Source organism: Sphaerimonospora thailandensis, from assembly GCF_016863115.1.
GTDB classification, from domain to species: Bacteria; Actinomycetota; Actinomycetes; order Streptosporangiales; family Streptosporangiaceae; genus Sphaerimonospora; species Sphaerimonospora cavernae.
This window is the reverse complement of the sequence record NZ_BOOG01000071.1, coordinates 1-15438: the sequence shown is the minus strand read 5'-3', so window position 1 is coordinate 15438 and position 15438 is coordinate 1. Positions and strand designations below refer to the sequence as shown.

Below are 15438 nucleotides of genomic sequence, written 5' to 3'. Positions count from 1 at the left end.
AAACACGTTGCGGAAAAACCGGAACCCCGCGCCGTGCGGCGCGGGGTTCCGTTCAGACAGCCCCTGCGGTCATCCGGTGGGCACCGGGCTGGGGCTCACGCTCGGGCTCGCACTCGATGACGGCTCCGCGGTGGCGGTGGGCGAGGCCGGAGGAAGGCTGACCTGCATACGGTTCAGCTCGTCCAGCGCCTCCTTGAGCGCCTGCTGGGCCTTGCCGTAGTCCCCCCAGTTCGGCGGGTCGGCCGAAAGCGCCTTCTGCGCGTCGGCGTACGCCTGCTGCGCCCGCTCGACGAGCCCGCTCAGGGCGGCGCTGTCGGTCGGCGTCCGCTGCTGCTCGGGCTTCTGCTCGGGCTTCTGCTCAGGTTGCTGCCCGGGCTTCTGCTCGGGCGTGACCTGGTTCGCCGGGGTCTCGGCGGTGAAGATCTGCTCCAGCGCCTTGCCCAGGTTGTCGCCGGAGCCCACCTTGTCGCCGTACATCACCAGCACCCGGGCGAGGATCGGATACGGCTCCTGCCCCGACCCCGCGGGCGCCTGGACGTACACCGGCTCCACGTAGACGAGGCCTCCCGCGAACGGAAGCGTCAGCAGGTTGCCGTACCGGATCTGTGCCTTGCCCAGACCCAGCAGGTTGAGCTCGCCGGCGAACCGGTTGGCGAAGGTGTTCTGCACCTGGCCGGGACTGGAGATCGTCGTGTTGGCCGTCATGCGGAGGATCTGCAGCTTCCCGTACCCCTCGCCCGGTGTGGCGTCGACCGCCATGAACGCGGCGAGGTTGGGCCCCTGCTTGGGCACGAACGTGGTGGTCAGCGAGAACGTCGCCGACTGCGCGCCCGGCATCTTCACAGAAAGGTAGTAGGGCGGCTGCTTGATGTCCGCCTTGTCGTCGGTGGACGGGTCCTTCGGGACGTTCCAGAAGTCCTGACCGCTGTAGAAGGACCGCGCGTCGGTGATGTGGTAGCGCGACAGGACGTGGCGCTGCACCTTGAACATGTCCTCGGGGTAGCGCACGTGCTCCAGGAGCTCGGCGCTCATCTTGTCCTTCGGCTGGACGAGCCCGGGGAACGACTTCTCCCACGCCTTCAGCAGCGGGTCCGTCGGGTCCCACCCGTAGAGGGTGACGGTCCCGTCGTAGGCGTCCACCGTCGCCTTCACCGAGTTGCGGATGTAGTTGATCTGGTCGCGCGGCTGGGGAGCGATCGCATGCGGGTCGGTCGCGGCATCCCGGATCATGTCGCCCCAGCTCTCACTCTGGGAGTACGGGTACTCGTTGGCCGTCGTGTACCCGTCGATGATCCACACGATCCGTCCGTCGACGATCGCGGGGTACGGGTCGGAGTCGAGGGTCAGGAAGGGCGCGACCTTCGCCACCCGGTCGGCCGGGTTCCGTTCGTACAGAATGCGCGACTGCTCGTTGACGTCACTGGACAGCAGCACGTTGATCTCGCCGTACTTCATCGCGTAGAGCAGGCGGTTGAAGAACGAGTCGAGCGGGACGCCGCCCTTGCCGGTGTAGCTGGTGTTCACCTGGCCGGTTCCCTCGTTCTCCGGGTAGTCGAACTCGAGGGGCTTTTCCTTGGAGCCACCGGCGATGACGTAGTCGGTACCGTGCTCGCCGAAGTAGATGCGAGGCTCCTTGAGGCCGGTGGAATTCACCAGGTCTCCGCCGACGGGCATGTCCTTGGCGTCGAAGTCGGGCAGGCCGCCGGAGCTGACCTTGTTGCCGGGGGCGGCGACGAAACCGTAGCCGTGGGTGTAGATGAGGTGCCGGTTGATCCAGTTGTCCAGCTCGGCGGGGGGACCCGTCAGCTCGCGGACGGCGACCAGATGGTCGCTCACCGTGCCGTCCGGTCCCTTGTAGCGGTCGACGTCCACCGGATCGGTGAAGTCGTAGAAGCCCTTGAGCCGCTGCTTCTGCTGGAAGGTCTTGGCCACCAGAGTGGGATCGAGGAGTCGCACGCCCGAGACGGTCTGGTCCTTGGCGGCCTCGGCCTGCTGCGGTTCGCCCTTCGCGTCGTAGGTTGTGATCTCTGTGTCGCTCACCCCGTAGGCTTCGCGCGTCCCGGTGATGTTACGCGCGATGTACTGCTCCTCCTTGCCCTGCTGGTTGGGCTTGACCTGGAACTGCTCTACGAGGGCGGGGTAGACGCCGCCGATCAGGACCGCCGACAGGACGAGGAGCCCGAATGCGACACCGGGGAACATGCCACCGGGCCGGATCACGCCGGCGAAGAAGATGACCGCGCAGATGAGGGAGATGACAGCGAGGATGCCCTTGGCCGGCAGCACCGCGTTGACATCCGTGTAGGAGGCGCCGCCCACGAAACCCCGCTCGGAGAACACCAGTCCGTACCGGTCAAGCCAGTAGGCGACGGCCTTGAGCAGCACGAACACGCCGAGCAGCACCGACAGGTGGGCGCGGGCCGCCCTGGTCGCGTGCACGCCGCCCGGGGACTGGATCCGGAAGCCGCCGTAGAGGTAGTGCACGATCGCGGCAGCGATGATCGACAGAACGACGGCCAGGAACAGGAAGTTCAGCACCATCCGCAGGAACGGATAGGTGAACATGAAGAACGAGACGTCGAGCTGGAACTGCGGGTCCTTCTTGCCGAACGGCGTCCCGTTGACGAACAGCAGCCAGGTCTTCCACTGCCCGGCGACCGAGGACCCGGTGAACAGCGTCAGGATCCCCATGCCGATCAGGAAGACCAGCCGCCGATGGGGGTCGAGCGACATCCGGTAGCGGTCTGCCCCCTGCGGGGTGCCGAACATCCCCGGCCCGAACATCGGCCGTGTGCGGTGCGCCAGCACCATGTTTCCGCCGACGATCCCCACCATCAGCACCGAGCCCACGACGAACAGCACGATCTGCGTCACGAGCAGTGTGGAGAACACCGACGAGAAGTCCACCGAGTCGTACCAGAGGTAGTCGGTGTATATGGAAGCGAAGATCAGAAGTAATACCACGATCGCCGCGACGGCGATCGTGACAGGAACGAGAAGTCGCGGCCGACGGGGCAAGCGCATCGCCCGTCCCGCTCCGGGGCTCCGGAAGCTCAACGCCCACCCCTTGTCTCAGAGCAACGGTCCGTGCTTGGAAAACCTACACTGCGATACGGCCGGTCGCGCTCCGAGCGTCCCCGGCCTGTGGAAAACTACCGCCCGCATACGGCGGGCCGGGACACGACCTACGCCGGACAGGCAGGTAGTTCCTGCTTGCCCGCGCGCAGGGCGTCCATCGCGTCTATCGCGTCTCGCAGGGTCTCGACCTTCACGAGGCGCAGGCCGGGAGGCACGGCCCGTGCGGCGTCGGCGCAGTTGCCCGCCGGGGTGAGGAAGACCGTGGCGCCGGCCTTCTTCGCGCCCACCATCTTCTGCTCGATCCCGCCGATGGCCCCCACCTTGCCCTCGGGGTCGATCGTCCCGGTGCCCGCGACGTTCTTCCCTCCGGTAAGCGCGCCGGGAGTCAGCTTGTCGTAGATGCCCAGCGAGAACATCAGCCCCGCGCTCGGCCCGCCGACCTGCCCCACGCTGATGTCGACCTTGAAGGGGACCTTGTAGTCCGCCTTCATGCGGACGCCGACCACGGCCTTGCCCTCCTTGTCCTCGACCGTGGGAACGAGCACGTCGGTCTCGGCGTCTCCACGCTTGACCGTGAACTTGACCTGCTCGCCCGGCTTGTGCCGCCGCACGGCCGCCCCGACCGAGTCGAGGCCGGCCGTCGCGACGCCGTCGATGGCGGCGATCTCGTCGCCGGCCTTGAGCCTGCCCTCGGCCGGCGCCCCCTTGTCCGTCTGGACCACCACGACGACCTTCTCCACAGGGATCTTGAGGGCGTTCAGCGCGGCGATCGTGGCGGTCTCCTGGGAGTCGGTCATCTCCTGGGTGTTCTGCTCCTCGACCTGCTTGGCCGTGGTACTCCTCGGGAACAGCGTCTCCTCCGGCACCACGGCGACGGCCGGGTCGAGCCAGCCGCGCAGCGCGGTCACCAGGTCCAGCCGGTTACCCGGCCCCCCCTGGTAGGCGACGGTGACGAGGCTCAGCTTGCCCTCGGTCGGATACGTCTGGTGACCCGAGATGCTGATCACCGGCTTGCCGTCGACGTCCCCGATGGTGTTCTCCGTAGGACCCGGGCTCAGCGCGACGTACGGCACCGGCAACATGGCGCCGATGACCGCGAGCAGGAGGGTGAGGAAGCCCGCGACCATCAGAGTCAGCGCGCGTCGGGACATGGACGAACTCTATGCGTTTCGTGGCGCGCTAATCGCAGGCGCCCACCCACTCGGCATCCCCGTCCGCGAAGACCTGGCGTTTCCAGATCGGCACCTCGTGTTTCAGATCGTCGATCAACCGGCGGCACGCCTCGAAGGCCTCCGCCCGATGGGGGCAGGCCGCTGCCACGACCACCGCGACGTCGCCCAACCGCAGGTCGCCCACGCGGTGCACTGCCGCCAGCGCGGTCACCGGGAAGTCGGCCGTCACCTTCTCGGCGACCCGGCGGAGCTCCTGCTCGGCGGAGGGATGGGCGGAGTAGGACAGCGACGTCACGGGCCTGCCCTGGTCCTGTTCGCGCACAGTGCCGACGAACACGGCCGTGCCGCCCGCCGCGTGGTCTCCCACCGAGTTGAGGACCTCGTCCACGGACAGCGCGGAGTCACGGATTCCCAGCAATCGGATAACGCCCATCCCTTGAGATTAGTACGGCGCGGCCCGGCCGGCGCATATGATCACGTACGCCGCTTGCGGCGGGCGGCGCGCACGATGGCGGCGGTGCCGATCACGGCGACGGTCGCGCCGGCCGCGGTGATCGTGGCCTCCTTGCCCGACAGGCGGCGGCCCACCACCGCGTGCCTGCCCTCCGACAGCTCCAGCAGTTCGCGCAGGGCATCCTCGTTGGCCCAGGTCGGCTTCCATCCGGCCGCGCGCAGCGCCGCGCAGTCCACCACCCACGGATAGACCACATAATGCAGGTCCGCGGCGGGAGCCGGGGTGATGCCGAGCCGGTGCAGCCGCTGCGCGGTCCCGAAAGTCAGCCCGGCGGGCAACTCGAACCGCCGCAGGCCCGAGATCTCCTCCACCTGGTCCATCTCCAGCCAGCCGTCCGAGCCGACCGCCACCACGCCGGAGACCCTGCCCAGAGCGGCCGCCTCCAGTGCGGACACCAGATCCTCGACGTGGCAGAACTGCCAGCGCGGCAGGCAGCCCTTGACGACGAGCAGTCGCGGCGCCTCGAAGTGGCGGGTGACGACCGTGTCGACACCGGGCCCGACCAGGGCGGCGGGCCGTAGCACGGTCACCTCCAGGCCGGGATGCGAGCGCAGCGAGCGGCGCACCAGCGCCTCGATCTCCAGATGGTCTCCGATCACCCCCGTGTCGGACTCCGCCGTCACCGGGGCGTCCTCCTCCAGCGGCACCGGGTTGTCCGGGGCGGCGCCGTACACCATCGCGCTCGTGACCAGCACGACCCGGCGGACCCTCGCCGCCGCGCAGGCGGTGAGCACCGTCTGCGCGGCTCGGAGGTTGTAGCGCCGACGCTCCGCGGGCTCGGCGTCCATCGACTCGTCGGCGCCCAGATGGACCAGAACGTCCACATCGGATATCCGGTTCGCCAAGAGCGGATCACGGATGTCCAGGACCCGCCAGGTGACGTCCGGGACGTCGCCTCGTTGATCGTCGATGGCCACCACGCGACGGAAATCCGCAGACGAGGCCACTCTGGTGAGGAACGCCCTGCCGATTCCGGATGCGGCGCCGGTGACGGCGACGACGGGTTGACGAAGGCGTTTCAAGGTAGGCACGAGGTCCTCGCTTTGCACTGATCCGCCTCCCGGCGGATAACGTGGCGGTTGTGGACTCCTCCATCCTGCACGAGGTGGCGCGGTGACTGACCTGCCAGGTCGCGAAAACGACCCAAACGATAACCCGTTCGCCATGTTCGGCAACCCGGAGCAGATCGCCGCTGCCATGCGGCAGTTCGCGGACATGCTGTCCGCCTCGGCCTCACCGGAAGCCGGACCCGTCAACTGGGACATGGCGAAGAACATCGCACGGCACGCGGTGGTCGCCGAGGGCGACCCGAGCGTCATGGAGGGTGAGCGGCGCGAGATCGTCGAAGCCCTCAATCTGGCCGACCTGTGGCTGAACGAGGTGACCACGCTGCCGAGCGGCGTGACCGCCCCCCAGGCCTGGAGTCGTTCCGAATGGATCGAGAAGACCATTCCGGTCTGGAAGCAGCTGTGCGACCCGATCGCCGCGCAGATGGTGCAGACGATGGGCGGGACGCTCGGTGCGGCCGGGCTGCCGCCCGAGGCGGAGGCGATGGCCGGCCCGCTGATCGGCATGCTCCGGCAGATGGGCGGCATGATGGTCGGCCAGCAGATCGGCCAGGGCATCGGCACGCTCGCCCGCGAGGTGGTCGGCTCGTCCGACGTCGGCCTGCCGCTGTCGGACACGGCCGCGCTGCTGCCCGGCGGGATCGCGGCGTTCAGCCAGGGCCTGGAGGTCCCCTCCGACGAGATCAGGCTCTATCTGGCGCTGCGCGAAGCGGCCTACCACCGGCTGTTCCAGCACGTCCCGTGGCTGCGCGCACACCTGCTCGGGGCCGTCGAGGAGTACGCCAGGGGCATCACCGTGGACGTCTCCGCCCTGGAGGAGAAGCTGCAGGGGCTGGACATCAGCGACCCGGCTCGCATCCAGGAGGTGCTGGGCGGCGGCGAGTTGCTCAAGCCGGAGGAGACCGAGCGGCAGAAGGCCGCGCTCGGCCGCCTGGAGACCGCGCTCGCGCTGGTCGAAGGCTGGGTGGCGACGGTGGTCGACGCCGCCGCCGCGAGCAAGCTGCCGTCGGCGGCCGCGCTCGGCGAGACCGTACGGCGCCGCCGCGCGACCGGCGGGCCCGCTGAGCGGACCTTCGCCACACTGGTCGGGCTGGAACTGCGGCCGCGGCGGCTGCGCGAGGCGGCCGCGCTGTGGAAGGCCCTGGGGGACCATCGTGGGATCGACGGCCGGGACGCGGTGTGGAACCACCCCGACCTGATGCCGACCGCCGACGATCTCGACGCGCCGGAGACGTTCGTCAAGGGTGAGAGCGCCTTCGACCTGTCCGCGCTCGACGAGCCCGGCCCGGGTACGGACGACCAGACCGGCGAGCAGGAGGGCGGCCGGTAGGCTGTCGCGGTGAGCCTGCACCGTGACGCGCGAGCCGTACTGTCCGGGTGGACCGCCCCGACTCCCGAGGAGGAGACGCTCCGCCGGGAGTTCCTGGCTCATCTGGACGCCCACGACGACGCCATGTGGCGGGGGTGCGTGCCCGGCCACCTGACGGCGACCACCGCCGTGCTGTCCCATGACGGCCGGGAGGTGCTGCTCACTCTGCACCCCAAGGCCGGGATGTGGCTGCCGATGGGAGGGCACTGCGAGGTCGCCGACGGTTCGCTGGCGCTGACCGCCCTCCGCGAAGCCACCGAGGAGTCGGGGATCGCCGGTCTCACCCTGCTGGACGGCCCGCTCGCACTGGATCGGCACAAGGTCTGGTGTCATCCGCCGCACAGCTGGCACCTCGACGTCGAGTACGGCGCGGTCGCCCCTCCCGGGGCCGAGGCCATGATCAGTGACGAGTCGCTGGACCTGCGCTGGTTCCCCGTGGAGGAGATTCCCGAGCTGAGCGACGAGGCCACCCGGCGGCTGGCCCGCCGGGCGCGGGACCTGCTGTTCACTCGCACGAGTACGGCCTGAGCCGACCGGGACAGGCGGCCCGGCCGCAGGCGACACGTTCACTTCCGCACGGAAACGCACGTCGGCCTCACCCGCTCCCGCACGCTGACTGATTAGTGTCGGCGTCATGACCAAGGTGGACGTCGGCGGTGAGATCAGGACCGTTCAGCGACGGCGCATGCGGATGCCGGCGCCGCTCGCGTGGATCGTGATCATGCCGTTCGCGGCCTGGGCCGTGATCCGGCTGGCCGGCCTCGAGCGCGGCATGCTGATGTTCCAGCTCATCAGCGGGACTCCGTACGCGGCCGCGGGGTCTCTGTTCGCACTCTTGGTCGCGGCGGCCTCCCGCAGTCGTGCGGCGATGAGCGCGGCCCTGGTGACCTGCGCCCTCATGGCGATCATCGTGCTGCCGCGGGCACTGCCCTCGGCCCCCACCGCGACGGGTCCGACGCTGCGGATCCTCACCGCCAATCTTTTCTACGGGCAGGGCGACGCGCGCACGGTGGTCGATCTGGTGCGGCGGCTGGGAGCCGACATCCTGAACGTCCAGGAGCTCACCCCGGAGGCGGTCCAGGCCCTGGACGCGGCCGGGCTGGGCGCGCGCCTGCCGTACCGTCGCCTGGAGGACGCGGCGGGTTCCTCCGGCAGCGGCATTTACTCACGCCATCCGCTCACGAGGATTCCGGACTTCGCGCCGGCCGGCGGGCACAACATGCCGAGGGCCGCCCTCAGGCTGCCCGGCGGGCGGACCGTCGAGGTCGTCGACGTCCACACGCTCGCCCCGGTGCGCCACAACATCGCGGGCTGGCTGGCGGACTTCCCCGCGCTCCCGTCCGCCGCCTCGTCCTCGGCCACGATCCGCATCCTGGCGGGCGACTTCAACGCCACGCTCGACCACGCCGCCCTGCGTGCGGTCATCGACCGCGGGTATGTGGACGCGGCCGACGCGACCGGAAACGGCCTGCGCACTACCTGGCCGGCCGACCGGCGGCACCCGCCGCTGATCACGCTCGACCACGTGCTCTTCGACGAGCGGGCGTCCGCTGTGCGCACAAGCACGCACGACGTGCCGGGCAGTGATCACCGGGCTCTCTTCGCCGAGCTGCGCCTACCTTGATCCGGGTCCGGTCGCCGAGAGCAGTGCCCGGGTGCTGTCCCAGCCTTCCAGTCCCGGGTCGAGCCTGGCGACGTCGGTCGGCCTTCTGAGGCGGTGCCATCCGGGGGTGGTGGCGACCATGCGCGGGCCGGGCGCCCGGCGGCGCAGCCGTACGACGAGATCGGGCGCCTCGAAGTCGAGGTCGGGGGCGGCCCAGTCGGGCAGCGGCAGGCGCGCTGCGACGGCGACAGCGCCCCCGCCTTCGGCCGGGCAGACCGCGATGGGCGCACGGCCCAGCTCACGAAACAGCTTGCCCACGAGCAGCGGCGGCAGGTCCGGCGCGTCACCGCTGATCACCACCCCTTCGGTGCCGTACGGCAGGGCGGCGAAGGCCGCGGCGGCCGAGGCGATCGAGATCACCGGTGTGCCCGGCCACGCGATCTCCTCCAGCCCTGGAACCCCGACCGACAGGATCACGGGCCGGACCAGTTCGAGCCCGGCGGCCATCTCGTAGGTGTCCTCGGCCATGGCCATGAGGAATCCGGCGGGGTCGACCCCGGGCGGCGCGGCGTCCGCCATCGGGGCGGTGACCAGCACCGCCGCGACCCTTGCCGGTGCCGTTGTCGTTGCCTGCGTCAACACTCCTCCGGAGAACCGTTGGACGCCATCGAGAACCCCTCCAGGAAGCCCCTGGCGCGTTCCGCGCGGGGATAACGCTCGACGAGCGCCCAGAATCGCGGGCCGTGGCTGGGAACGAGCAGATGGACGAGCTCATGCATGATCACGTAATCTACGACCCACCCGGGCATCCCGCGAAGCCGCGCCGAGATCCGGATTGTGCCATGATCCGGAGTGCAGGAGCCCCAACGGTGGTGCTGGTTCTCGACCCAGCGCACGCTCGAGGGGAGGGCCTTGCCGTCCAGGTAACGCGCCGACAGTTCCAGCGCGCGGTCGAGCAGATCGTCGTCGCTCGGCCGTCGTCGCTGCTCTTTGGCGGCGAGCCGGTCGAGCATGCGGCGCACCCACTGCTCTTCGTCGGTCGTGCTCAGACCGGCCGGAAGCAGCACGATGGTCTTGTCACCATCGCGGTACGCGGAAACGGTTCGTCGCCGTCGCGTGCTCCGACGAACCTCGACTGTCTCGGGGGGCACATATGAAAGGTAGCCGACACGCGGGGATTTCCACAGGGGGTATGCCACGTTTTCCCTGGTCAATCGGGCGAACATGACCTTGCAGGCGCGAATGTCCCGCCGGATCTGGCATTTACCGGCCACCAACACCCGGTAATTATCCACAGCCTCGCCTGAACCGGCGCACGCACTCCCGCCGTGTGACAAGGTCTGTCGGCTATGAGACCTCGTCTGAAGCCGGTGCTGCGCCGAGTCGAGCGGGACGACCACACGCTGCAGTTCGGCGTCCATCCATCCCACGCGATCATGCTGGCCGAAGTGGAACCCGCCGTCCGGCGGCTGATCGACCGCCTCGACGGCAGCAGGACGCTGGAACAGATCGTGGCGGAGAGCGATCTGGGTGAGGACGCCACTCGCGAACTCGTCGGGATGCTCGCCGCACACGGCCTGATCGAGGACGCGGCGGTCCCTCCCGGGCCGCTCGCCGACCTGGACCGGGCCGAGCGGGACCGGCTACGCCCCGAGCTGGACAGACTCGCCCTCACCTCGGCCGACGGCGGCATGGGCGCGCTGACGCGCAGGCGCGCGGCCCGGGTCCGGATCTACGGCGCCGGCCGGGTCGGCGCACAGGTGACCAGCCTTCTCGCCGCCGCGGGCGTCGGGCACATCTGCGTGGTCGATCCCGGTACGGCACGGCCCCAGGACGTCGCGCCCGGCGGGCTCGGGCGGCCGGAGATCGGCATGCCACGCGAGGACGGCGCCGTCGCGGTCGCCATGCGGATCGCGCCGGACGTCAACGCGTGGCCCGGCCGTGCCGCGTCCCGGCCGGCCGACCGGGCGCCCCACCCCGACCTGGTGGTCCTCGCCCCCGTCGGACCCCTCGATCCGGTGCTCGTCCGCGAGCTCACGGCGGAGGGGATCACGCACCTGCCGGCCACCGCGTTCGAGGGCCACGGATCAGTCGGCCCGCTCGTGATCCCTGGCCGCCCGCTCTGCCTCGGCTGCCTCGATCTCACCCGCAGGGACAGGGACCCGTCCTGGCCATTGGTCACCGCGCGGATCGGCGGCCACCCTCCAGGGGAGATCGCATGCGACGCGGTGCTGTCTTCGCTGGTCGCGGCGCAGGCCGCGGGGTACGCGCTCCGCTACCTCGACGGCGCGGACATGTCTGGGGATGTGACCAATGGCACACTGCACGTTTTGCCCGACGGGCGTTGGCGTCGCCGCTCCTGGGAGCCGCATCCTGACTGTGGATGTAGTCGAAACCCCATGTCGTCGCTAAGAATGGTCGCGTGAGTGACCTCCCCCACCGTGCCATGGCCCGCTCGGCCAAGCTCGCCACGCTCCCCCTCGGGTTCGCCGGCCGTACCGCGCTGGGACTGGGCAGGCGACTCGGCGGCGCGTCGGCGGAGCTCGTGGCCCACGAAATCCAGCGACGTACCGCCGACCAGATCTTCAAGGTTCTGGGTGAGCTCAAGGGCGGAGCCATGAAGCTCGGCCAGGCGCTGTCCATCTTCGAAGCCGCACTGCCATCCGAGATCGCCGGGCCGTACCGGGCGACGCTCACCCGGCTCCAGGACGCGGCGCCGCCGCTGCCGGCGGGGACCGTTCACCGGGTCCTCGCCGAACAGTTGGGCGACGACTGGCGGGACAACTTCAGGGAGTTCGACGACAGCCCGTCGGCTGCGGCGTCCATCGGACAGGTGCACCGAGCGGTCTGGCACGACGGCCGCCCGGTCGCCGTGAAGATCCAGTACCCCGGTGCGGGCAAAGCCCTGATCTCCGACTTCAACCAGCTCGCACGTCTGGGCAAGCTCTTCTCGGTGCTGCTGCCCGGACTGGACATCAAACCGGTTCTCGGGGAGTTGAAGGATCGGGTCGCCGAAGAGCTCGACTACCTGCGGGAGGCCGAGGCACAGCACGCGTTCGCCCAGGAGTTCAGGGACGACCCGGACTGCTACGTACCGGACGTGATCGCGGCCAACGAGCAGGTCCTGGTGACCGAGTGGCTGACCGGAACGCCGCTATCAAAGATCATCGAGAGTGGGAGCAAGGCGGAGCGCGACCTGGCCGGCCTGCGTCTCGTCCGGTTCCTCTTCAGCTCGCCATCCCGGGTGGGCATGCTCCACGCCGACCCTCATCCGGGCAACTTCCGGGTGATGGATGACGGGCGCCTGGGGGTGCTCGACTTCGGGGCGGTCAGCCGGCTGCCCGACGGTTACCCCCGCGCCTTCGGCACGCTCACCCGGATCTTCAACCAGGGCGATATGGAGACCGTCGTCCGGGGGCTTCGCGAGGAAGGGTTCATCCGCCCGCACATCGAGGTGGACGCCGATGCCCTCCGCGCGTTCCTCGCGCCCTACGTCGAGCCCACCCGGGTCGAGGAGTTCACCTTCAGCCGGGAGTGGCTGCGCCGGCAGGCGGCGGCCGTCGCCGATCTCCGGCCGAACAACATCGTGCGCCAGCTCAACCTGCCCCCGTCCTACGTGCTGATCCATCGCGTTCACGCGGCGGGAGTGGGTGTGCTGTGCCAGCTCGGCACCACCGCCAGGTTCCGCGACGAGGTCGCCCGATGGGTGCCCGGTTTCGCCGACGAGCCCGGCCAGGAAAGGCCCGGGCACTGATCGCGTGCCCGGGCCTTTGGCCGGAGTTCCCTACAGGCGTGCCAGCGCGTGGCTGAGTCGCTCCGAGGCACGCTCGATCTGCCGGCGTGCCCGCCGCACACTCAGGACCCGCCCGGCCAGCCGCTCTGCCTCCGCCTCACGGTGAAGGGTGCGTATTCGCTCATCTACCAGTTCCTGGTAGAGATACATCGAGGCGTTCGGGGAGATGGTCATCTGACTGGATCCTTCCTTGGATTTCTTACGTTTCCGGGTGTCTCGCGCGTCTCGGTCAGGCGGCGACGGGCGTCTTGCGCGGACGTCCCCGCGGGCGCTTCCGGGGGACGATGACCCCCCGGAGGATGAGCTCGCCGCCCCAGACGCCCCACGGCTCCTCGCGCTCCAGCGCGCGGGCCAGGCAGGCCTGCCGGATCGGGCAGCCGCCGCAGAGCGCCTTGGCGAACTCCACGTCGTCCGGAGACTCGGCGAACCACAGGTCGGGGTCGGTACGACAGGGGATTTCGGCTTCGATCAGGTCCATGACCGGGGCCGCCATCTGCGTCACCTCTTTGAATGGTTTGGTCTGGTTGTCCTCGTGAGCGGGGTGGAATCGTGGCCGACAAAACAAGAAGGCCGCGGATCCTGGTCGGATCCGCGGCCCGGAGAAGGAGACCGGTCATCTCGTGACTGGTTCTCTCCAGGCGTACAACGGACCCGGCGCCCCGCCGTCAGCGGTGCGGTCGATCTGCTCGTCGCGCATCGGTCGGTCCACCAGGGCGACCTGGTAGGCCTCGATGTCATGCCGCGCCATGCCGAAGGTGGCCGAGCGAAGCTCGGCGGCAGTCCTCGTCTGGACGGCGCCGACCTGCGCGAAGGCGGCCACGCCACGCCGCAGTTTCGTCTGCTTCGTCTGGGCGGCAGCGACGACGGCGGCACTCGGGCAGGCAGAGGCGAGCCATGGCGTGACGAACGTGATCATGCTCTCCACCTGACTCACCTCCACTCAGTAGTAGTACGACAGCCGGAACAGGATCGTCCGACCGGCTTGACCATGACCCTAAATCCCAACCGCCAGGCCGAGCAACCTATTTTCTACCTGCGATTTTCACGACTTCGTGACATCGTCGCCAACGCGTATCAGGCACTCCTGCACCACGGACACCGCCAGTTCTCCGGAGGCGGTGAACATCTGTCCACGGGCCAGCCCGCGAGCCCCTCCCGACCACGGCGACTCCTGGGCGTACAGCACCCACTCGTCGGCACGCAACGGGCGGTGGAACCACATCGCGTGATCGAGCGACGCACCGGAGATGTCGGCCGCCCCCCAGGCTCGCCCATGGGCGAGCAGCACGGTGTCCACCAGCGTGAAGTCGGAGGCATAGGCGGCGAGCACGACATGCAGCAGCGGGTCGTCGGGGAGGTCGGCCTCATACCGGAACCACACGTGGTTCTCGTCGGACACGACGGGAGCCCCGGCGTCATCGGCAGGCGCCTCCCACGGCAGCCGGTGCACATACCGCACGTCGACCGGGCGCGGCTTCGACAGCCATTCGCGCCACGCCGGGTCGTCCCCCACCACGTCGAGCATGCGCTGCTGGAAGGTCTCCAGGCTCTCCGGCTCGGGAACGGGCGGCATGGCGACTGTCTGGTGCTCCAGGCCATTCTCGGAGATGTGGAACGACGCCGACATCGAGAAGATCGCCTTGCCGTGCTGGATGGCCGTGATCCGCCGCGTGTTGAACGAGCGGCCGTCACGCACCCGGTCGACGTTGTAGACGATCGGGACGGCGGGGTCGCCGGGCCGGATGAAGTACGCGTGCAGTGAGTGGACCATGCGGTCCGCCGGGACCGTACGGCCCGCCGCGACGAGTGCCTGAGCCGCGACCTGGCCGCCGAAGACGCGCTGGATCCGTTCCTCCGGGCTGCGCCCCCTGAAGATGTCGAGCTCGATCTGCTCCAGGTCGAGCAGGTCCAGCAACTCCTTGAGAGCCGAGTTCACGGGGCCTCCAACCAACGGGGGAGATATTACTCATCAGTAACACTGGTGACACTACTATCGCCTGCGGAGCGGCACAGCTCCATTACGGCTTCGCCGTACCGCTCAAGCTTGACGCGCCCGATCCCGGCGATGGCCAGCAGGTCCGCCTCCGTGGTCGGCACCCGCTCGGCGATCGCCTGAAGCGTCACATCGGTGAACACGACGTAGGGCGGAACCTTGGCCTCCTTGGCCGCGGCGCTCCGCCACGACCTGAGGCTTTCGAGCAGGGCCTCGTCGTAGTCGGCCGGACAGCCCGCACAGCGGCCCAGCTTCTGCTCGGGTGCCGCCGCCAGCGTCTTGCCGCACACCCGACAGTGCAGCGGCACGGCCGGCCTCCTCCCTGCGGTCCGCTCCGAGCGGCGTCCGGCCTTGACCGCCGGGGCGGGAAGCTGATGAGACAGCCCCTCCAGGAAACGGGAGGGTCGCCGGGAGCGGCGGCCACCGGGTGAGCGGGCCAGCGCCCAGGACATGTGCAGGTGCTCGCGGGCCCGCGTGACGCCGACGTAGAGCAGCCGGCGTTCCTCCTCGATCTGCTCCGGCGTCTCCGCGTAGATGATCGGGAGCATGCCCTCGGTGAGGCCGACGAGGAAGACGGCGTCCCACTCCAGGCCCTTGGCGGCGTGCAGGGAGGCCAGCGTCACACCCTCGACGGGCGGCGCGTGCTGCTCCATCGCCCGCCGCTCCAACTCGGTCACGAAACCGGTCAGGTCCGCCCCGTCGGCCGCCATGTCCTCGGCCAGGTCGGCCAGCGCCTTGAGCGACTCCCACTTCTCCCGTGCCCTGCCGCCGCCGGGAGGCTCCGCGGTCAGGCCGATCCCGGACAGGATCGCGTGGACGGCGGGGGCCAGCGGCTCGGCTCCGCCCGCC

Annotated in this window: 16 protein-coding genes; 5 read left to right on the top strand and 11 right to left on the bottom strand. The window is 69.6% G+C overall.

Annotated elements, in window-relative coordinates:
- Positions 1–69 precede the first annotated feature (69 nt).
- The 4 genes from Mth01_RS26685 to Mth01_RS26670 form a co-directional block, all read right to left on the bottom strand.
- Positions 70–3024 carry a UPF0182 family membrane protein gene (locus tag Mth01_RS26685; protein ID WP_239090033.1) on the bottom strand — a complete coding sequence of 985 codons (2955 nt, stop codon included), beginning with the start codon at positions 3022–3024 and terminating at the stop codon, positions 70–72.
- A gap of 161 nt (positions 3025–3185) precedes the next feature.
- Positions 3186–4229 carry a YlbL family protein gene (locus Mth01_RS26680; protein WP_204018716.1) on the bottom strand — a complete coding sequence of 348 codons (1044 nt, stop codon included), beginning with the start codon at positions 4227–4229 and terminating at the stop codon, positions 3186–3188.
- Between the two features lie 28 nt (positions 4230–4257).
- The gene (locus tag Mth01_RS26675) at positions 4258–4683 is read right to left on the bottom strand and encodes a molybdenum cofactor biosynthesis protein MoaE (protein ID WP_204018715.1); all 426 of its coding nucleotides are present in this window, start codon (positions 4681–4683) and stop codon (positions 4258–4260) included.
- A 41-nt stretch (positions 4684–4724) separates the two neighbouring features.
- Entirely contained in the window at positions 4725–5795 is a 1071-nt protein-coding gene (locus Mth01_RS26670) for an NAD-dependent epimerase/dehydratase family protein (RefSeq protein ID WP_239090032.1), read from the bottom strand.
- Positions 5796–5928: 133 nt separating this feature from the next.
- On the opposite strand from Mth01_RS26670, the gene Mth01_RS26665 reads away from it, so the two are divergent.
- The 3 genes from Mth01_RS26665 (at position 5929) to Mth01_RS26655 (ending at position 8824) form a co-directional block, all read left to right on the top strand.
- The gene (locus Mth01_RS26665; protein ID WP_204018713.1) at positions 5929–7161 is read left to right on the top strand and encodes a zinc-dependent metalloprotease; all 1233 of its coding nucleotides are present in this window, start codon (positions 5929–5931) and stop codon (positions 7159–7161) included.
- Positions 7162–7170: 9 nt separating this feature from the next.
- Positions 7171–7728, top strand: coding sequence for an NUDIX hydrolase (locus Mth01_RS26660; RefSeq protein ID WP_204018712.1), 558 nt, complete (start codon positions 7171–7173; stop codon positions 7726–7728).
- A gap of 106 nt (positions 7729–7834) precedes the next feature.
- Entirely contained in the window at positions 7835–8824 is a 990-nt protein-coding gene (locus Mth01_RS26655; protein ID WP_204018711.1) for an endonuclease/exonuclease/phosphatase family protein, read from the top strand.
- Here the strand turns inward: Mth01_RS26655 and Mth01_RS26650 are convergent.
- Entirely contained in the window at positions 8816–9442 is a 627-nt protein-coding gene (locus Mth01_RS26650) for a glycosyltransferase family protein (RefSeq protein WP_239090031.1), read from the bottom strand. The genes Mth01_RS26655 and Mth01_RS26650 overlap by 9 nt on opposite strands.
- On the bottom strand, positions 9439–9870 hold the full coding sequence (locus Mth01_RS26645) for a M48 metallopeptidase family protein (RefSeq protein WP_407695981.1): 432 nt from the start codon (positions 9868–9870) through the stop codon (positions 9439–9441). The genes Mth01_RS26650 and Mth01_RS26645 overlap by 4 nt, the downstream gene beginning before the upstream one ends.
- A gap of 282 nt (positions 9871–10152) precedes the next feature.
- Between Mth01_RS26645 and Mth01_RS26640 the strand changes: the two genes are divergently transcribed.
- Both Mth01_RS26640 and Mth01_RS26635 read left to right on the top strand, forming a co-directional pair.
- Positions 10153–11229 (top strand): ThiF family adenylyltransferase, encoded by a 1077-nt coding sequence (locus Mth01_RS26640; protein WP_204018710.1) that lies wholly within the window; start codon positions 10153–10155, stop codon positions 11227–11229.
- Positions 11226–12557 (top strand): ABC1 kinase family protein, encoded by a 1332-nt coding sequence (locus Mth01_RS26635; protein ID WP_204018709.1) that lies wholly within the window; start codon positions 11226–11228, stop codon positions 12555–12557. The genes Mth01_RS26640 and Mth01_RS26635 overlap by 4 nt, the downstream gene beginning before the upstream one ends.
- 30 nt (positions 12558–12587) lie before the next feature.
- Here the strand turns inward: Mth01_RS26635 and Mth01_RS26630 are convergent, their stop codons facing one another.
- From Mth01_RS26630 to Mth01_RS26610, 5 genes are all read right to left on the bottom strand, one after another.
- A complete protein-coding gene (locus Mth01_RS26630; RefSeq protein WP_204018732.1) occupies positions 12588–12770 on the bottom strand; it encodes a hypothetical protein in 183 nt (60 codons plus the stop codon).
- A 55-nt stretch (positions 12771–12825) separates the two neighbouring features.
- Positions 12826–13089 carry a WhiB family transcriptional regulator gene (locus tag Mth01_RS26625; RefSeq protein WP_204018708.1) on the bottom strand — a complete coding sequence of 88 codons (264 nt, stop codon included), beginning with the start codon at positions 13087–13089 and terminating at the stop codon, positions 12826–12828.
- 120 nt (positions 13090–13209) lie between these two features.
- Positions 13210–13521 carry a hypothetical protein gene (locus Mth01_RS26620; RefSeq protein WP_204018707.1) on the bottom strand — a complete coding sequence of 104 codons (312 nt, stop codon included), beginning with the start codon at positions 13519–13521 and terminating at the stop codon, positions 13210–13212.
- Between the two features lie 117 nt (positions 13522–13638).
- Complete coding sequence (locus Mth01_RS26615) at positions 13639–14532, bottom strand: acyl-CoA thioesterase (protein WP_204018706.1); 894 nt, start codon at positions 14530–14532, stop codon at positions 13639–13641.
- A gap of 26 nt (positions 14533–14558) precedes the next feature.
- The coding region (locus Mth01_RS26610) for an HRDC domain-containing protein (protein ID WP_204018705.1) at positions 14559–15438 on the bottom strand (880 nt) is incomplete at its 5' end.

Bases quoted from the DNA above. Each gene is read 5' to 3' on its own strand.
- Mth01_RS26680 (WP_204018716.1), bottom strand. From the start codon at position 4,229: ATGTCCCGACGCGCGCTGACTCTGATGGTCGCGGGCTTCCTCACCCTC.
- Mth01_RS26675 (WP_204018715.1), bottom strand. From the start codon at position 4,683: ATGGGCGTTATCCGATTGCTGGGAATCCGTGACTCCGCGCTGTCCGTG.
- Mth01_RS26630 (WP_204018732.1), bottom strand. From the start codon at position 12,770: ATGACCATCTCCCCGAACGCCTCGATGTATCTCTACCAGGAACTGGTA.
- Mth01_RS26625 (WP_204018708.1), bottom strand. From the start codon at position 13,089: ATGGCGGCCCCGGTCATGGACCTGATCGAAGCCGAAATCCCCTGTCGT.
- Mth01_RS26685 (WP_239090033.1), bottom strand. From the start codon at position 3,024: ATGCGCTTGCCCCGTCGGCCGCGACTTCTCGTTCCTGTCACGATCGCC.
- Mth01_RS26655 (WP_204018711.1), top strand. From the start codon at position 7,835: ATGACCAAGGTGGACGTCGGCGGTGAGATCAGGACCGTTCAGCGACGG.
- Mth01_RS26640 (WP_204018710.1), top strand. From the start codon at position 10,153: ATGAGACCTCGTCTGAAGCCGGTGCTGCGCCGAGTCGAGCGGGACGAC.
- Mth01_RS26665 (WP_204018713.1), top strand. From the start codon at position 5,929: ATGTTCGGCAACCCGGAGCAGATCGCCGCTGCCATGCGGCAGTTCGCG.